Raw genomic sequence first — 17,469 nt, 5'->3', positions numbered from 1 at the left:
CAGCGATCTCAAACCACGCACGAATCTCAGAGCCACTGCGGTTGATGCGACCCCAACTCAGTCGCCGGCAAAGCCCACTGCAACGGCGTTCCAGCAATACGCAGCGGCGCTTGTAGCCGATGCGCCGGCCCCCAGGGGGTCTGTTCCACCAGCGAGCTTTGATCCTGTGGATTTTCCGGACGCAACGCTTCGTCAGTCCCAGGCCCATGCTGAACCAACAACTTCGCCGTCCGCGCCAGCGATAACCGTGCCGATCCACCTCGACCACTGCGCAGCCGTTCAGCCAGCAACCGAATCACACTCGCCGCCATCAGATAACCCGTCGCATGGTCCAGCGCCTGCACCGGCAGCGGGGTCGGTTTGTCCGCCTGTCTCCAGCGCTGCCCGGCCTCGGCAATCCCGCTGCTCATCTGCACCAGACTGTCGAAGCCCCGGCGGTTCTGCCACGGGCCGCTCCAGCCGTAGGCGTTGAGGCAGACGTCGATCAGCCCCGGTGCCAGTTGTCGACGACGTTCGGCACCAAAACCGAGGTTTTCAAGCGCATCGGCGCGATAGCCGTGGAGCAGAATGTCGGCATCCTTGAGCAATCCTTCAAGCACCGCACGATCTGCCGGTTGATGCAGATCCAGTCGCGCACAGCGTTTGCCGAGGGTCACTTCCGGCACCACGCCGGGCTCGTTCCAGGTCGGCGGGTCGATGCGCAGGACGTTGGCGCCCAGCCCTGCAAGAAAACGGCTGGCGGTCGGGCCGGCAAGGACGCGGGTCAAATCGAGCACTTTGAGCCCGGCCAATGGCTGCGCCACAGAGCCTTGCCAGAGTTGACGACTTTCGTCTTTCTCATCACTGAAATGCACCAAGGGTTCGGCATTCACCGCCAATCCTTGGGGATGTTTTTGCCACTGTTCCCAACTGCGCATTTCAGCCGCGCAACCCTTGGCCTCGACCACCGCTTGCTCCAGATCGGCACTGGCCCATTGCGCGACTTTCGCCGCCATCGCCGCGCGGTCGGCACAGGCGCCGAGCACCCTTTCAGCGGCGGCGCGGTGATGCGGGGCGTTGGTGTGCAGGCGGATCCAGCCGTCTCGGGTTGCGTAATCGCCGGCGACCGGATCCCACAGCGGCGGCACTTCCCAGCCGATCGGCCGTAGCGAGGTGGCGAACCAGAACGAGGCGAGGCGGCGGTCGACTTCTACGCCGGGCAAGTGGCCGGTTTGCTGCTGAAGGAGTTCGGCGACTGCCTGCCCGGCAGCGGCAATGCTCGCGCAGGCAAGGTCAGTAACGGCAAACGCCGAGGGCAGGGCGCCCTCGGCGGTGAACGGAATCGGCGTGGGGGACAAGCCGAGCGCGGCTTGAATGGACGTGAGCAGATCAGTCATCGAAGGCCCTCCGGAACGAGAGGGCAGAATAGTGCAAAACGCTGTTGGCTTAGATGAAATCCCCGATTTACCGGACATCACCGGTCCCTGTGGGAGCTGGCTTGCCAGCGATTACGAAGTGCCAGTCAACAATGTATCGACTGATCTACCGCCATCGCTGGCAAGCCAGCTCCCACAGGGATTTAGGGCGACTGCGATCACACGCGGAACTGATCCATCAGTTTCATCTGCTGGCTGGCCAGAGCGTTGAGCTGGCTGCTGATCGCCGCCGATTCGGTGGCCTGTTCGGTCAGGGTCTCGGTGACGGTGCGGATCGCCGAGACGTTGCGATTGACCTCTTCGGCCACCGCGCTCTGCTGTTCGGCAGCGCTGGCGATCTGCAGGTTCATGTCGCTGATCACGGTGACCGCGTCGCTGATCTTGCCGAGGGCGTCCACGGCCTGGCGGATCTGCCCGGCGTTGTTGTGGGCCTGGGTCTGGCTCGAATGCATGGTCGCGACCACCCCACGGGTGCCGGTCTGGATGCGTTCGATGACCACGCGGATTTCTTCCACCGAATCCTGAGTGCGCTTGGCGAGGTTACGGACTTCGTCGGCCACCACCGCAAAACCACGACCGCTTTCACCGGCACGGGCCGCTTCGATCGCGGCGTTCAGCGCCAGCAGGTTGGTCTGTTCGGCGATGCTGCGGATCACTTCCAGTACCGAACCGATCTGCTCGCTGTTGACCGCCAGCTCTTCGACTTCGGTCACCGCTTTGCTGACTTCATCGGCCAGTTGATTGATGTCGCGGGTGCTGCGCTCGATGATCGACATCCCGTCCTTGGCCGACTGGTCGGCACCTTTCGCCGCGTTGGCCGCATTCGAGGCGCTGTTGGCGACGTCGTGGGCGGTGGCGCTCATTTCGTTGGAGGCGGTTGCAACCTGATCGATCTCGCGGAACTGCACCTGCATGCCTTCGCTGGTCTGGCGGGCAATTTCCGACGACTGATCGGCGGTGCCACGGGCCTCGGTGATGCTCTGTTTGATCTGGGCGATGGTCGGTTGCAGCTTGTCGAGGAAGCGGTTGAACCAGTTCACCAGTTCGCCCAGTTCATCCTTCTTGCTGTAATTCAGACGCTGGGTCAGGTCGCCTTCACCGCTGGCGATGTTCTTCAGCATTTCGGCGACGCTGTTGATCGGGCGGGTCACACCGGAGGCGGTGAGCCAGATCAGCACAAGACCGATCAGACCGGCGATCACGGCCACCGACAACGCGGTAATCATGCCGGTTTTCTGTGCATCGTCGAGCACCGCCTGCAGCTTGACCGAGTCGGCCAGCAGTACTTGTTTCGGCAGGTCGATGACCACGCCCCAGGCCCGGGAATTGCCGATGGGATCGACCGGGTACACGGCGCGGATCAGATCGCCCTGTTCGAGAATCTTCGGCGTGCCGGCGCTCAGCAGTTGCAGGATGTCCTTGCCTTCGGCACCGAGGGTTTCGGCGATGCCTTTGCCGACCTTGGTCGCGTCGGTGCTGTAGGCGCCGAGTACGCCGCTGCCGGAGACGATCAGCATGTGCCCGGCACCGTTGAACAGGTCACGCTGGGAACCCACGGCCGCCGCTTGCAGCGCATCGAGGGCAATGTCGATGCCGACCACGCCGATGGCCTTGCCGTCCACCAGCAGTGGCACGGAAATGGTGGTCATGAGCATTTCCTTGCCGCCCACGGTATCGGCGTAAGGGTCGAGCAGGCAGGTGCGCTTGTTGTCGCGAGGGCAGGTGTACCAGCTGTTGTAAGGCGTGCCGCTGAGGCTGAGGGTGGTCTTGTTCATGTCGTCTTCGACCATGATCGTGTTCAGCGCCGGACCCGCAGCACGGCTCCAGTAACTGGCGAAGCGTCCCGCCTCGTTGGACTGGCGCGCGGCATCGTTGGCGAATTCGCTGTCCTTGCCGTCCAGGCCGTTGGGTTCGAAGGCCAGCCAGATGCCGAGCACATTGCTGTTGCGCTCGAAGGCGGTTTTCAGGCTCTGGTTCAGTTCTTCACGCAAGGCCCCGGCGTCCAGCGAACGCTTGGCGGCCATGATGCGCATGTCCTTGATCTGGTCGGCCAGGGCGGTGATCACCAGCAGGCTCTCGCCGAAGGTTTTCTGTACCTGTACCGCCTGCTCGGCAGCCTTGGCCTGCAGCAGGTTCTGCACGCTGGCGGTGAGCATCTTGCTGCTCGAGTCGCTGACCAGTTTGTCGTTCTGGTTGGTCTGGTAGAGGTTGATGCCGACGATCAGCGCAACCACGCCGAGCAGGCACAGCCCGGACAGCAGGACGATTTTCAGGCGAATGGACAGGGAGTCGAACATGGGGTGTTCTCGCGAATGAATGAACGGTTGGCTACGGGGCAGGGAGGTGCCCGGTTTGCCAAATCCATTCAGCGCCATTCCATGCTCATCGGCGCGGGGCGAGGGCGCATGAGTCCTATGCCGACGAACGGTCAAGGCAAAACGTTTGCGCGGGCAAATGCCCTGAAAAGAAGGGAAAAATCAGGAAATCTTCGGCAAAGACTCCGGGCGTGACCAGATCCAGAGGTTGCCCATTGTCATGCCGGCGATCGCCAGATAGACCGGCCAGCCATGATCGAGCATCACCAGCATCAGGGTTGCGCACAGCAGCATGCTGACCGTGGCGCTGACCTTGGCCTTGCGGGCGATGATCTTGCCGTTGCGCCAGTTGCTCAGGATCGGCCCGAACAGCCGATGGTTTTCCAGCCAGGCGCTCAGGCGCGGCGAACTGCGGGTGGCCGCCCAGGCGGCGAGCAGGATGAACTCGGTGGTCGGCAGGCCGGGCACGACGATGGCGATCAGGCCGATGCCGAGGCTGACATAGGCGAGCAGGCCGAACAGCAGGCGGGCGAGTCGGGAGGAGGCGGGTTGGGGCATGGGCTCAGCGAGAGGCTTATGTGACAGGGTGGGAATCTTACAGACTTACGCAATTCCTTGTGGGAGCTGGCTTGCCAGCGATAGCGTCCGGTCAGTCGACAGGGATGTTGTCTGACACGCCGTCATCGCTGGCAAGCCAGCTCCCACAGGGTTTACGGTGTGGCTGGGATCAGGCCGGTTCGGCTTCGGTGGCGTAAGCATGTTCCAGCAGCACCGTGAAGCGGTTGAACGCATCGATCGCGCCTTGCTCCACTTCGGCTTCCTCTTCAGCGCTGAATTGCAGCGAATCGAGGGTACGCACAAAACGCTTCCAGCCTTCGGCACGACCGCCTTCAGGTTCGCCCAGGTGACGGGCGCCGAAGGTTTCGCTCAGGTCCAGCGCCACGGCGCGTTTGATCAGAAACGCGGCGCCGAGCTTGGAACCCTCCGACACGAAAATCCAGCCCAGGGCGCGGGCCTTGCTCGGGTTTTTCACCGCACCGGCGACGGGTGCAGGCACTTCGGTGTCCAGAACCGCGAGATCGGCCCTGGCCGCTTCGGCGCGGCAGCGGGCCGGCAGGTCAGGGACGATGGCGGTGAGTTCGGCATCGTTGTACAGCGACACCAGTTCCGACTGGAACAGGTACTGCGCGACCACGAAACGGGCGAAATTGGCACGGGTCTCGAACGGCGCGTGAGCCTTGACCAGCGCATCGAGCTTGCTGTGCGGCTCGTGGGTGATCTGGTTCAGACGTTGCGAACGCAGGGCTTTTTCCGGGGTGCTCATGAGATGTCCTTGAAAAGAAGAGGCGCTTGATAACGAGACGTACGGGCAAGCGCCGGACAGTAAAAAAACTCACGGCGCGGCAATGCACACGCGCCGTGAGGTCATCCGGATCAGATATCCCAGACCAGATTGATCGCGAAGTTGCGACCCGGCTGGGTCAGGCGATCGAGGTTCGCCGGTTGTGTCACCGAGGCTTCGCCGACGCTGTCGTAACCGCGCACGTCATCCCACAGCCAGTACTTCTTGTCGGTCAGGTTGTAGATGCCGCCGCTGACGGTGACGTCGTCGGTGACTTTGTAATAGCCGGTCAGATCGAGAATGCCGAAGCCCGGAGTCTTGAACTGGCTGCTGACGCCGTCCGGCGACTTGAAGTTGCTGTCGTCAACGCGATCCTTCTTCTTGACCACGGTCCAGCTCAGCAAGCCGCCGTAGTTGTCCTGGTCGTAACCGAGGCCGAATACGCCGGTCAGCGGGTTGACGCTGTTCAACGGCTCGCCGTTGTCGTTGTTGCGACCGTAGGCATAGGCAATCGAACCCTGGGTGTACAGGCCTTGCGGTGCGCCGAAGGAATCCAGGTTCAGGCGACCTTTGACTTCAGCACCCTTGATGGTGGCGTGCTTGATGTTGCTGGATTGGAACGTCAGCTCGCTATATCCCGGGGTGACGGCGTCTTCGTTGATGAAATCGCGGTACTGGTTATAGAACACCGCCACGTCGAACGAGCCTTGCTCGAAGTTGCCGCGCAGACCGGTTTCATAGCTTTTGCTTTTTTCCGGTTCCAAGTCCGGGTTCGGCGCCACGTTGTAGCCGGTGGTGCTGTTCTCGAAGCGGCCGTACAGCGCTTTTGCGGTCGGGGTGCGGAAGCCTTCGGCGTACTGGCCGTACCAGGTGTAGTTGTCGGTCAGGGCGTAGGTCAGGCCGAATTTCGGCGAGACTTTATGCCAGGTCTTGTTCTCATCGCTGACCGTACCGTTGCCGTCGGCGGCCACGGTGTTGAGGAACTCCTGGGTGATGTGCGGCTTGAGCTGGGTGTAGTCGTAGCGCAGGCCCGGCAGGAAGGTCCATTTGTTCCAGCTGATCTGATCCTGGGCGAACAGGCTGTAGGTATTGATGGTCGGGTCCGGGAAGTCGCTGGACTTCTTCAGCACGTCGGCCGCACTGGTAGCGCCGATGGCGGTGCAGCCGCGACCGATTGCCAGGCACTTGCCGTCGCCGCTGCGCGAGCCGGTGACCTTCTGCTGTTTGATCGTGGTGACGTAGGTCAGCACGTGATCGGTGTCACCGATGGCGAAGGCCTTGTCCAGTTGCGCATCGAACACCCACTGTTTTTCCTCGTAGATCGTGTCGCGGGTGCGCAGCACTTTACGGGTCATCGGGTAGTAGAACTCGTCGGTGCTCTGGTCAGTCTTGGCGGTCTGGTGGTTGAGGCTCCACTTCACGTTGTCCGCCAGCAGGCTGTTCAACTCGAAGCTGTGCTCCAGGCCGAAGCGCTCGCGGGTGATGGTGTCGTTGCCGGTGCGCCACTGGTACATGCCGCCGGGCAGCACGCTGTTCGGAATGGTCGGGGCACCGTTGAAGTACGGGCCGCCGTAAGCGCTTTTCTGATCGGTGTCGCGATCATCCTTGTACTTTTCGTAGGTCAGGCCCAGGCGCGAACCTTCGTTGTAGTTCCAGCCGAGCTTGGCCAGCACGTTGGTCGCTTTCACGTCCTCCGGGTTGGCGGCGGTGCGCTCCAGGCCCGTGCCGTTGTTGCTGCCGTAGGAGTCGGTTTCATGACCGTCGCGCTGGCTGTAATGCAGCAAACCGTCGAATTGCTCGGCGCGACCGGCGACGGTGGCGGATTTCAGCCAGCTCTCGTCGGCGGAGCTGTAGCCGGTTTTCAGGCGGGCGCCGACGTCTTTGCCGGGCTTGATGATGTCGTCCGGGTCGAGGGTGTAGTAGCTGACGGCGCCGCCGATGGCGTTGCTGCCGTACAGCACCGAGGCCGGGCCGCGAAGGATTTCGACACGTTTGACGATTTCAGGGTCAACGTAATTGCGCTGGGTCTTGGCGTACGGGCCGTTGAAGAAACCGTCCGGCACTTCGACGCCGTCGACCTGAGTCAGGATGCGATCACCGTCGATGCCGCGAATGTTGTAGCCGCTGATCCCGCCGCGCTGGCCGGCGCCGCCGACGGACACGCCCGGCTCGTAGCGCACCAGATCCTTGATGGTGTTGACGTTGTTGCGGTCGAGTTCTTCGCGGGTGTGCACGGTGACGGTGCTGGGCACGCTGTTCACCGACTGTTCCTGACGGGTGGCGCTGATGGTCACTTGATCGAGGTTAAGTGCGCCGCTGCTGGCGCGCTTTTCCAGCACGACGTTGCTGTTGCTCAGTTTGCGGAAGCTCAGGTTGGTCCCCACCAACAGGCGCTCCAGGGCTTTTTCCGGTGGCAGCGAACCGCGCACGCCCGGCGACGACACGTCTTGACCCAGTTCCGCCGGCAAACCGACCTGCCAGCCCGTGACAGCGGTGAACGCATTGAGCGCCGATACCAGCGGCTGCTGGCCGATGGCGAACGAGTAATCGCCCATGTTGCGCGCCGGTTGTTCGGGGGCGGCCATCAGCGGCGCGGTGCCGGCCATCAGGATGGCGGCGGTCAGCAGCGACAGCACGCGGGAAGGGGAAGAAGTCTGGCGGGTAAGGCGTGAGGACATCGATAGCGCTCCGTGTCGCACGAATCTTTATAGGTGCTGATTGATCTCGCGAGATGCGAATCAATTGCATTGGCTATAACGAGACGAACGAGCTTTGGCTATCGAGTAAAAATAATTCTCATTTAGTTCAGGATCACCAGCGCCGGGAATTCCCGAAGCTTGGCCGAGGTGATGTGAGCGAGCGAACGCACCACGTCCAGCGGCTGGTCAAGACGGTAATTGCCGGTGACGGCAACATCGGCCAACTGTTCGTTGGTGTTGATGATGAAGCCCGGATAGTAGCGGCGCAGTTCGGCCAGCACCTGATTCAGCGGGCAGTTCTCGAAGATCAGCCGACCTTGCACCCAGGCCAGATCGGTGGCGGCGTCGACCTTGGCCGGGCGGTCGAAACCGTTTGGACCGATGCGGATGCTTTCCCCGGCGGACAGCCGCACCCGTGCATCGTCACGGGTCGCCCGCAGATCGACATCGCCACGCTGCACCCGCACCTGCGCCACGCCGTCCAGATAACGTACGGCGAATGCGGTATCGCGCACGCTGGCTTTCACCGGGCCGGCGTCGATTTCCAGTGGCTGGTTGCGGCTGGCCGGAATCTCGAAAAACGCTTCGCCCTGATACAGGCGCGCAACCCGCTGCCGATCGTTGATCGTGCTGGAGAACGCGGAATTGGTGTTGAGCAGGACTTTCGAACCGTCCTCGAGCTGCAAGCGCTGACGCTCGCCGACCACGGTCAGGTGATCGGCCTGCAAACGCATCGGCAGGTTGCTGAAGTTGAACAGGCCGAGCAGCAGCACCGCGGCAGTGGCCAGTGGTTTCCAGTGCGGACGCAAACGAGTGAGGATGCTGACTTTCTTCGGTTTGGCCGCAAGGTTCTGCGCGCACTGGGCGATCTGCGGGCCGTCCCAGATTGCCTGGGCCTTGGCGAACGCCTCGGCGTTCAACGGATCGGCCGCCAGCCAGGCATGGAATTGCCGGGTCTGCTCCTCGTCCGGACTGCCGAGCACGATGAGCCAGTCCAGAGCCTGGTCCATTGCGCTGGCGGCGTCCTGCGCCGATGAAGGCGAAGGGGAGCGGTGGATGTCCGTCACGGTGTTTCCTCGGCAGTGTCTGTGCACGGCTGTTTTTTAGTGAAGCGTAAACGTCGGGCAAGGGTAACAAAGCCCGATGATCAGTGCAGTCGATCCTGGCCCTTACAAAAAACCTACAGCATCAGTCGCCATTCAAGCGTTCGGCGACACCGATGCAAATGGTCATGATCAGTTTGAGTTCTTTCTGCACCGTGCTGAGGGACACGCTCAGTTCTTCGGCGATTTCCTGATAACTGTGCCCGTGCAGGCGGCTGAGGATGAAGATTTGCTGTTGGCGGGGGCTGAGTTCAGCGAGGCTCACGTTCAGGCGCTCCAGCAATTGTTCGGCGTGGGCGGCGTCTTCGGCGCTGCTGGCGGGGGCGGCGACGCTGTGCACCACGTCCTGCGGCACGTCGTCGACCATGGTGCGTGAGTGAATCTTGCGCGCACGCAAATGGTCCAGCGCCAGGTTGCGCGCGGTCTGGAAGACAAAGGGTTCAAGGTGATCGATGGCCCGTTCGCTCAGCGCCCGGGTGACGCGCAGGTAGGTTTCCTGCAACAGGTCTTCGGCGGTGCTGGGGTTATTGACCATCCGTTCCAGGGTCCGCAGCAGCGACGTGCGCTGGGCGAGGAAGACGTGGTTGAAGTGTGATTGACTCACGGGAAGACCTGATCCATTTCGAGCGAATGATAATGCTTATCATCCGCTCGAGTGGTCAAGTGTTGATTTCAGATTGAAATCAACTCTGTGGGAGCGGGCTTGCTCGCGAAAGCGTCGTGTCAGGCAATAAATATGTCGACTGACCCACCGCATTCGCGAGCAAGCCCGCTCCCACAGGGGGTAGGCATTTTATTCCGCGTTGCACAGCGCCAGGCAGTTATCGAGCATGCGGTTGGAGAAGCCCCACTCGTTGTCGTACCAGGCCAGCACTTTCAGCAGTTTGCCGCTGGATTTGGTGTGGTTGGCATCGAAGATCGACGACAGCGGGTTGTGGTTGAAGTCGCTCGATACCAGCGGCAGGGTGTTGTAGCCGAGGATCTTCGAATGCTGGCTCGCCGCTTTCATCAGTGCATTGACTTCATCGGCCGAGGCTTCGCGCTTCAACTGCACGGTCAGGTCAACCAGCGACACATTGATCACCGGCACGCGCACGGCCATGCCGGTCAGCTTGCCCGCCAGTTCCGGCAGCACCAGGCCCACGGCTTCGGCGGCGCCGGTCTTGCTCGGGATCATGTTCTGGGTGGCGGAGCGGGCGCGGTACGGGTCGGTGTGATAGACGTCGGTCAGGTTCTGGTCGTTGGTGTAGGCGTGGATGGTGGTCATCAGACCGCTTTCGATGCCCAGTTCGCGGTGCAGCACCTGGGCCACCGGGGCCAGGCAGTTGGTGGTGCACGAGGCGTTGGAAATGATCTGGTGCGACTGGCGCAGAATGTCGTGGTTCACGCCATAAACGACGGTGGCATCGGCGCCTTTGGCCGGGGCCGAGATGATCACTTTGCGTGCGCCGGCGGTAATATGCGCGGCGGCTTTGGCCCGGTCGGTGAACAGACCGGTGCATTCGAACACCACATCGATCTTTTCCGCGGCCCATGGCAGGTCGGCCGGGTTGCGGATGGCGCTGACCGAAATGCGGTCGCCGTTGACGGTCAGGCTCTCGTTGTCATGGGCAACTTCGGCGTCGAACGTGCCATGAACGGTGTCGTACTTGAGCAGATGCGCATTGATCGCGCTGTCGCCCAGATCGTTGATGGCGACGATCTGCAAATCCTGACGATAGCCTTGGGTATACAGTGCGCGCAGGACATTACGGCCGATGCGGCCAAAACCATTGATTGCGATTCGAAGAGTCATTGAACAGCGCCGCCGTCGTTTTGTTGTTGGAATTACAAGATTATTCGCATAAAAATAGAAAACAAGCCTTTTTAGTGGCAATATTTTGTTTTATCTACAACGAGTGACCTGAATCAACTGGTCCGAATGGTCAAGGAAACCGCCCGTCATCCCACACGTGCGGGCGCTTTGGTCAGCATAGACAATCAGGTCGCCACATCCGTTAGCCTGGAGTTCTACACATGCATCCCCGCGTTCTTGAGGTCACCGAACGGCTTATCGCCCGCAGCCGCGCCACGCGTCAGGCTTACCTTGCGCTGATTCGCGGCGCTGCAACCGACGGGCCGATGCGCGGCAAGCTGCAATGCGCAAACTTCGCCCACGGTGTGGCCGGATGCGGCAGCGAAGACAAGCACAGCCTGCGGATGATGAACTCGGCGAACATCGCCATTGTTTCGTCATATAACGACATGCTCTCGGCGCACCAGCCGTACGAAGTCTTCCCTGAACAGATCAAGAACGCCCTGCGCGAAATCGGCTCGGTCGGCCAGTTCGCCGGCGGTACGCCTGCCATGTGCGACGGCGTGACCCAGGGCGAGCCGGGCATGGAGCTGAGCCTGCCGAGCCGCGAAGTGATCGCGATGTCGACGGCAGTGGCGCTGTCGCACAACATGTTCGACGGCGCGCTGATGCTCGGCATCTGCGACAAGATCGTGCCGGGCCTGATGATGGGGTCGCTGCGTTTCGGTCACCTGCCGACGATTTTCGTGCCGGGCGGGCCGATGGTCTCGGGGATTTCCAACAAGGAAAAAGCCGACGTGCGGCAGAAGTACGCCGAAGGCAAGGCGACCCGCGAAGAGCTGCTGGAGTCGGAAATGAAGTCCTACCACAGCCCGGGCACCTGCACGTTCTATGGCACCGCCAACACCAACCAGTTGCTGATGGAAGTCATGGGCCTGCACTTGCCGGGCGCCTCTTTCGTCAACCCGAACACGCCGCTGCGTGACGCCCTGACCCGCGAAGCCGCGCATCAGGTCACGCGCCTGACCAAGCAGAATGGCAACTTCATGCCGATTGGCGAAATCGTCGACGAGAAGGCGCTGGTCAACTCGATCGTCGCGCTGCATGCCACCGGCGGCTCGACCAACCACACCCTGCACATGCCGGCCATCGCCATGGCGGCGGGCATTCAACTGACCTGGCAGGACATGGCCGACCTCTCCGAAGTCGTGCCGACCCTGAGCCACGTTTATCCGAACGGCAAGGCTGACATCAACCACTTCCAGGCGGCGGGCGGCATGTCGTTCCTGATCCGCGAACTGCTCGAAGCCGGCCTGCTGCACGAAGACGTCAACACCGTGCTCGGCCACGGCTTGAGCCAGTACACCAAGGAACCTTTCCTGGATAACGGCAAACTGGTGTGGCGCGAAGGCCCGACCGACAGCCTCGACGAAAACATCCTGCGTCCGGTGGCTCGTGCGTTCTCGGCAGAGGGCGGATTGCGGGTGATGGAAGGCAACCTCGGTCGTGGCGTGATGAAGGTGTCCGCCGTGGCACTGGAAAACCAGATCGTCGAAGCACCGGCCATGGTGTTCCAGGATCAACAGGACCTGGCCGACGCCTTCAAGGCCGGTTTGCTGGAGAAGGATTTCGTTGCGGTGATGCGCTTCCAGGGCCCGCGCTCCAATGGCATGCCGGAACTGCACAAGATGACGCCGTTCCTCGGCGTGCTGCAGGACCGCGGCTTCAAAGTTGCACTGGTGACGGACGGGCGCATGTCCGGCGCCTCGGGGAAAATCCCGGCGGCCATTCATGTCAGCCCGGAAGCTTATGTGGGCGGTGCTTTGGCGCGCGTGCAAGAGGGCGATATCATCCGCGTCGATGGCGTCAAAGGCACTTTGGAACTCAAGGTCGACGCCGCCGAATTCGCAGCGCGCGAACCCGCCAAAGGCCTGTTGGGCAACAACATCGGCAGCGGGCGCGAACTGTTTGGCTTCATGCGTTTGGCCTTCAGCTCGGCGGAGCAGGGCGCCAGCGCCTTCACTTCTGCCCTGGAGACGCTTAATTGAAACTGGCTTTGGTCGGTGATATCGGAGGCACCAACGCGCGGTTCGCGTTGTGGAAAGATCAGCAGCTTGAATCGGTGCAGGTGCTGGCCACGGCCGACCATGCCAGCCCGGAAGAGGCGATCAGCCTCTACCTGAGCGGGCTCGGCCTGGCGCCGGGCGCCATCGGTTCGGTGTGCCTGTCGGTGGCAGGTCCTGTCAGTGGCGACGAATTCAAGTTCACCAACAACCACTGGCGCCTGAATCGCAAGGCGTTCTGCCAGGCGTTGCAGGTCGAGCAGTTGTTGTTGATCAACGACTTCTCCGCCATGGCGCTGGGCATGACCCGTTTGCAGCCCGGTGAATTCCGCGTGGTCTGTGAAGGGACGCCTGAGCCGTTGCGTCCGGCGGTGGTGATCGGCCCGGGCACAGGCCTGGGCGTCGGCACGTTGCTCGATCTGGGCGAAGGCCGGTTTGCTGCGTTGCCGGGGGAGGGGGGACATGTCGATCTGCCGCTGGGCAGTGTGCGTGAAACCCAATTGTGGCAGCACATCCACAACGAAATCGGCCACGTCAGTGCGGAAACCGCATTGAGCGGTGGTGGCTTGCCTCGGGTGTACCGAGCGATCTGCGCCGTGGATGGCCATGAACCCAAGCTGGATACGCCGGAAGCGATCACTGCGGCGGGCCTCGCAGGCGACCCGATTGCCCTGGAAGTGCTGGAGCAGTTTTGCTGCTGGCTCGGTCGCGTGGCCGGCAACAACGTGCTGACCACTGGCGGTCGCGGTGGGGTTTATATCGTTGGCGGCGTGATCCCGCGCTTTGCGGATTTCTTCCTCGAAAGCGGTTTCGCCCGCAGCTTTGCCGACAAGGGCTGCATGAGCGATTACTTCAAGGGGATTCCGGTGTGGCTGGTGACGGCGCCGTATTCCGGTCTCGTCGGTGCAGGCGTGGCGCTCGAACAGGCTTGAAACCGAGTCGCTTTCATCGCTGGCAAGCCAGCTCCCACAGGTTTTGTGAACGGCACATACCCTTGTGGGAGCTGGCTTGCCAGCGATGAGGCCAGAACAGACAACAAATCTCCAAGGTTCATCAGGCATAATCCGCCCAATTCCAACAACAAGGATGCCTTCGAAGTGAGTTCAGTCAACAAGTCGATTTTGTTGGTCGATGACGACCAGGAGATACGCGAGTTGCTGGAAACCTACCTGACCCGCGCGGGTTTTCAGGTACGGGCCACGGCCGACGGCGCCAGTTTCCGCCAGGCGCTGAACGAGGCGCCGAGCGATCTGGTGATTCTTGACGTGATGCTGCCCGATGAAGACGGCTTCAGCCTGTGCCGCTGGGTGCGTCAGCATCCGCGTCAGGCCCAGGTGCCGATCATCATGCTCACCGCCAGTTCCGACGAAGCTGACCGGGTCATCGGTCTGGAGCTCGGCGCCGACGACTACCTCGGCAAACCTTTCAGCCCCCGCGAACTGCAAGCCCGGATCAAGGCCCTGCTGCGCCGCGCCCAGTTCGGCCAGGAACGCAGCGGCAGCGAAGTGTTGGCGTTCGATGAATGGCGGCTGGACATGGTCAGCCATCGGCTGTTTCACACCGACGGCGAGGAAGTGATTCTGTCCGGCGCCGACTTCGCCCTGTTGAAGCTGTTCCTCGATCACCCTCAGGAAATCCTCGACCGCGACACCATCGGCAACGCCACCCGTGGCCGCGACCTGATGCCCCTTGATCGCATCGTTGACATGGCCGTCAGCCGCTTGCGTCAGCGTCTGCGCGACACCGAAAAACCGCCGCGACTGATCCGCACCGTGCGCGGCAGCGGCTACCAGCTGGCAGCCAATGTGGTTGCCGGCAATGGTCACTGAGTTCCTGCGCACCACCGCGCGCAAAGTGCCGATGCCGCGTTCGCTGCTCGGCCGGATGTTGCTGCTGACGTTGCTCGCGGTGTTGTTCGCCCAGACGCTGTCCAGCGTGATCTGGGTGTCCCAATTGCGTGCGACCCAGCTCGAAGGCCTGGTCACCAGCGCCCGCAGCCTTGCCCATTCGATGACGGCCAGCGTCAGTTATTTCCGCTCGTTGCCGGTGGCTTATCGGCCGCTGGTGCTCGACCAATTGCGCAGCATGGGCGGCACGCGTTTTGTGGTGACGCTGAATGACAAACCGCTGGGCATGGAAGTGCTGCCGGTAACGCCGCGCAAGGCAGCGGTGTTGAAAGCGGTGGATGAAGTGTTGCGCCAGTCGCTGGGCCAGGACACCGACATCCTGGTGACCTTCGTCAGCCCCGATGACTTACGGATCTTCAACGCCGGGTTGAAACTCGATGAGCTGCCGCGCTCTTGGGCGCATTACGCGCTGACCCTGGAGCCGGTGAATCCACCGGTGCTGGTGACCCAGATCCAGTTGGCGCCCGGTGAGTGGCTGTACATCGCCTCGCTGCTGCCCGAGCCCTACACCAGTCTTGAAGAACAAGGCCTGCCGACCCAGCAGGTGTGGTTCATCGTCTTCACCAGCGGTTTTCTGTTGTTGTTCATCGGCCTGCTGGTGCACTGGCAGAGCCGGCCGCTCAAGCGTCTGGCGCGTGCTGCGCGGGACTTGTCGCTGGGCGCCGACGTCGAGCCGGTGGCCGAGGGCGGCGGCAGCGAAGTGGTGGAGGTGGGGCGCGCCTTCAACACCATGCGCGAGCGCATCAGCCGTTACCTGACCGAGCGCAGTCAGTTGTTCAGCGCGATTTCCCATGACCTGCGCACGCCGATCACTCGTCTGCGTCTGCGGGTCGAACTGCTGGAAGACGAACAGCTGCAAACCAAGTTCGGCCGCGATCTGGATGAGCTGGAGCTGCTGGTCAAAGGCGCGCTGCAATGCGTGAAGGACACCGATATCCACGAAAACATCGAGCCGGTGGATCTCAATCATGTGCTCGACTGTCTGGTGGAGCCGTATCTGGCGCCCAACGGCAATGGCCGCGTGACCCAGCAGGGGCGGGCGCTGGCGCCGTATCCGGGCAAGCCACTGGCGCTCAAGCGCTGCATCGGCAACTTGATCGACAATGCGCTGAAGTACGGACAGAACGCCCATCTGCATATCGATGATGACGAGAGTGCGTTTGTCCTGCACGTTGATGACGAAGGCCCGGGCGTCCCGGAGCAGCGGCTGGAGCAGGTGTTCGAACCGCACTTCCGGTTGGCGGGGCAGCAGCAAGGATACGGTCTCGGTTTGGGGATCGCCCGCAACATTGCTCATAGCCATGGCGGTGAGGTGACGTTGCAGAATCTTCGTGAAGGCGGATTGCGTGTGACCCTGCAATTGCCGCGTTCGGCGGATTGATCTTAATGTCACCGACTGGTGACAAAAACCGCCTCCTTCGTTACAAGCCGTCCCCGGCCCGTTGTTTAGACTGCCCGCAGTCATAACAACAAAAAAGGCCACCCATGGATCACTTCAATCCGGGCTTCAGCAGTTGGCTGAATGCTCCTGCCCACCAGCAATGGCTCGCCGACGAAGGCCTGCGCCTGCTGGCATTTGCCAAGGCTTCGCGACTGCCCGAAGGCTTTGGCAATCTCGATGAGCGCGGCCAGCTCCAGGCCGGCGCGCAAGCCGAAACCATGAACACTGCGCGCATGACCCACAGCTTCGCCATGGCCCACATTCAGGGTCTGCCAGGATTCGCCGAGCTGGTCGATCACGGCATTGCGGCCCTGCGCGGTCCGTTGCGCGATGCGCTGCACGGCGGCTGGTTCGCTGTCGCCGAACACCGTGACGGCAACACCGGCAAGAACGCTTATCTGCATGCTTTCGTTGCCCTCGCGGCGAGTTCCGCCGTGGTCGCCCAGCGTCCCGGCGCGCAGGCGTTGCTGGATGACGCCATCGACATCATCGACACGTATTTCTGGAGCGAAGAAGAGGGCGCCATGCGCGAATTCTTCAACCGCGACTGGCGCGAAGAAGAAGCCTATCGCGGCGCCAACAGCAACATGCACGCCACCGAAGCGTTCCTTGCGCTGGCCGATGTCACCGAAGACCCGCGCTGGCTGGTGCGTGCGCAACGCATCGTCGAGCGGGTGATCCACGGTCACGCCGCCGCCAACGATTACCTGGTGGTCGAGCATTTCGACCGAAGCTGGCAACCGTTGCGCGAATACAATCATGACAATCCCGCCGACGGTTTCCGCCCGTACGGCACCACGCCGGGCCACGGCTTCGAGTGGGCGCGGCTGTTGCTGCACCTCGAAGCGGCGCGGGTCCAGGCCGGCATGCTCACGCCCGGCTGGCTGGCCACTGATGCGCAAAAGCTGTTCGAACAAAACTGCCGCCATGGCTGGGACGTCGATGGTGCGCCGGGCATCGTCTACACCCTCGACTGGGACAACAAGGCCGTGGTTCGCCATCGCCTGCACTGGACCCACGCAGAGGCCAGCGCTGCCGCCAGTGCCTTGCTCAAACGCACCGGCGATGCGCAATACGAAAGCTGGTATCGCCTGTTCTGGGAATTTTGCGATACGCATTTTATCGACCGCTGCGACGGCAGCTGGCATCACGAACTGGATCCGCAAAACCGTCCAAGTGCCGATATCTGGGCGGGCAAACCGGATCTGTACCACGCCTGGCAGGCCGTGCTGATTCCGCGTCTGCCGCTGGCGCCGAGCATGGCCAGTGCTCTGGCACAACTGTCCCGAAGCGTTCCTGTGTAACCATGTGGTGACATTCGCGCGTCCCTTCGTTACCTGCGGGGGGAAACGCTCTGTTTAAACTCGTGTGCAGCGCAAGCACCAGACT

General features: G+C 62.1%; 12 protein-coding genes and 2 pseudogenes. 5 read left to right on the top strand and 9 right to left on the bottom strand.

Annotated features, from left to right (window positions below; translation table 11 throughout):
- Positions 1-26: 26 nt before the first annotated feature.
- From C6Y56_RS21920 to gap, 9 genes and pseudogenes are all read right to left on the bottom strand, one after another.
- Positions 27-1,376: a CoA transferase gene (locus C6Y56_RS21920; RefSeq protein ID WP_169431609.1), complete on the bottom strand. Its 1,350-nt coding sequence runs from the start codon at positions 1,374-1,376 to the stop codon at positions 27-29.
- Positions 1,377-1,573: 197 nt separating this feature from the next.
- Positions 1,574-2,101, bottom strand: a pseudogene (locus C6Y56_RS29655) (methyl-accepting chemotaxis protein); the annotation flags it as partial.
- A 378-nt stretch (positions 2,102-2,479) separates the two neighbouring features.
- Positions 2,480-3,439 (bottom strand): annotated as a pseudogene (locus C6Y56_RS29650) (chemotaxis protein); the annotation flags it as partial.
- A 453-nt stretch (positions 3,440-3,892) separates the two neighbouring features.
- Entirely contained in the window at positions 3,893-4,288 is a 396-nt protein-coding gene (locus C6Y56_RS21910) for a YbaN family protein (RefSeq protein ID WP_169431607.1), read from the bottom strand.
- Positions 4,289-4,457: 169 nt separating this feature from the next.
- A complete protein-coding gene (locus tag C6Y56_RS21905; protein ID WP_169431606.1) occupies positions 4,458-5,054 on the bottom strand; it encodes a biliverdin-producing heme oxygenase in 597 nt (198 codons plus the stop codon).
- Between the two features lie 110 nt (positions 5,055-5,164).
- Positions 5,165-7,750, bottom strand: a complete 2,586-nt coding sequence (locus C6Y56_RS21900) for a TonB-dependent receptor (protein ID WP_169431605.1) — start codon at positions 7,748-7,750, stop codon at positions 5,165-5,167.
- 122 nt (positions 7,751-7,872) lie between these two features.
- Entirely contained in the window at positions 7,873-8,838 is a 966-nt protein-coding gene (locus tag C6Y56_RS21895) for a FecR family protein (protein WP_169431604.1), read from the bottom strand.
- A 121-nt stretch (positions 8,839-8,959) separates the two neighbouring features.
- The gene (locus tag C6Y56_RS21890) at positions 8,960-9,478 is read right to left on the bottom strand and encodes an RNA polymerase sigma factor (RefSeq protein ID WP_169431603.1); all 519 of its coding nucleotides are present in this window, start codon (positions 9,476-9,478) and stop codon (positions 8,960-8,962) included.
- Between the two features lie 189 nt (positions 9,479-9,667).
- On the bottom strand, positions 9,668-10,669 hold the full coding sequence (gene gap / locus C6Y56_RS21885; RefSeq protein WP_007951174.1) for a type I glyceraldehyde-3-phosphate dehydrogenase: 1,002 nt from the start codon (positions 10,667-10,669) through the stop codon (positions 9,668-9,670).
- Positions 10,670-10,890: 221 nt separating this feature from the next.
- Between gap and edd the strand changes: the two genes are divergently transcribed.
- The 5 genes from edd to C6Y56_RS21860 all read left to right on the top strand — a co-directional run bounded on the left by edd (position 10,891) and on the right by C6Y56_RS21860 (position 17,384).
- Complete coding sequence (gene edd / locus C6Y56_RS21880) at positions 10,891-12,717, top strand: phosphogluconate dehydratase (RefSeq protein ID WP_085606582.1); 1,827 nt, start codon at positions 10,891-10,893, stop codon at positions 12,715-12,717.
- Positions 12,714-13,664 carry a glucokinase gene (locus tag C6Y56_RS21875; RefSeq protein WP_169431602.1) on the top strand — a complete coding sequence of 317 codons (951 nt, stop codon included), beginning with the start codon at positions 12,714-12,716 and terminating at the stop codon, positions 13,662-13,664. Before edd ends, C6Y56_RS21875 begins: the two co-directional genes overlap by 4 nt.
- Before the next feature lie 165 nt (positions 13,665-13,829).
- Complete coding sequence (locus C6Y56_RS21870) at positions 13,830-14,561, top strand: response regulator (protein WP_025112821.1); 732 nt, start codon at positions 13,830-13,832, stop codon at positions 14,559-14,561.
- A 31-nt stretch (positions 14,562-14,592) separates the two neighbouring features.
- Positions 14,593-16,020, top strand: coding sequence for an ATP-binding protein (locus C6Y56_RS21865; protein WP_169432689.1), 1,428 nt, complete (start codon positions 14,593-14,595; stop codon positions 16,018-16,020).
- 104 nt (positions 16,021-16,124) lie between these two features.
- Entirely contained in the window at positions 16,125-17,384 is a 1,260-nt protein-coding gene (locus C6Y56_RS21860) for an AGE family epimerase/isomerase (protein WP_169431601.1), read from the top strand.
- The last annotated feature ends 85 nt before the right edge of the window (positions 17,385-17,469 follow it).

The sequence above is a fragment of the Pseudomonas fluorescens genome, assembly GCF_012974785.1.
Lineage (GTDB): Bacteria > Pseudomonadota > Gammaproteobacteria > Pseudomonadales > Pseudomonadaceae > Aquipseudomonas > Aquipseudomonas fluorescens_BT.
This window is presented reverse-complemented; position numbering and strand designations above follow the sequence as displayed.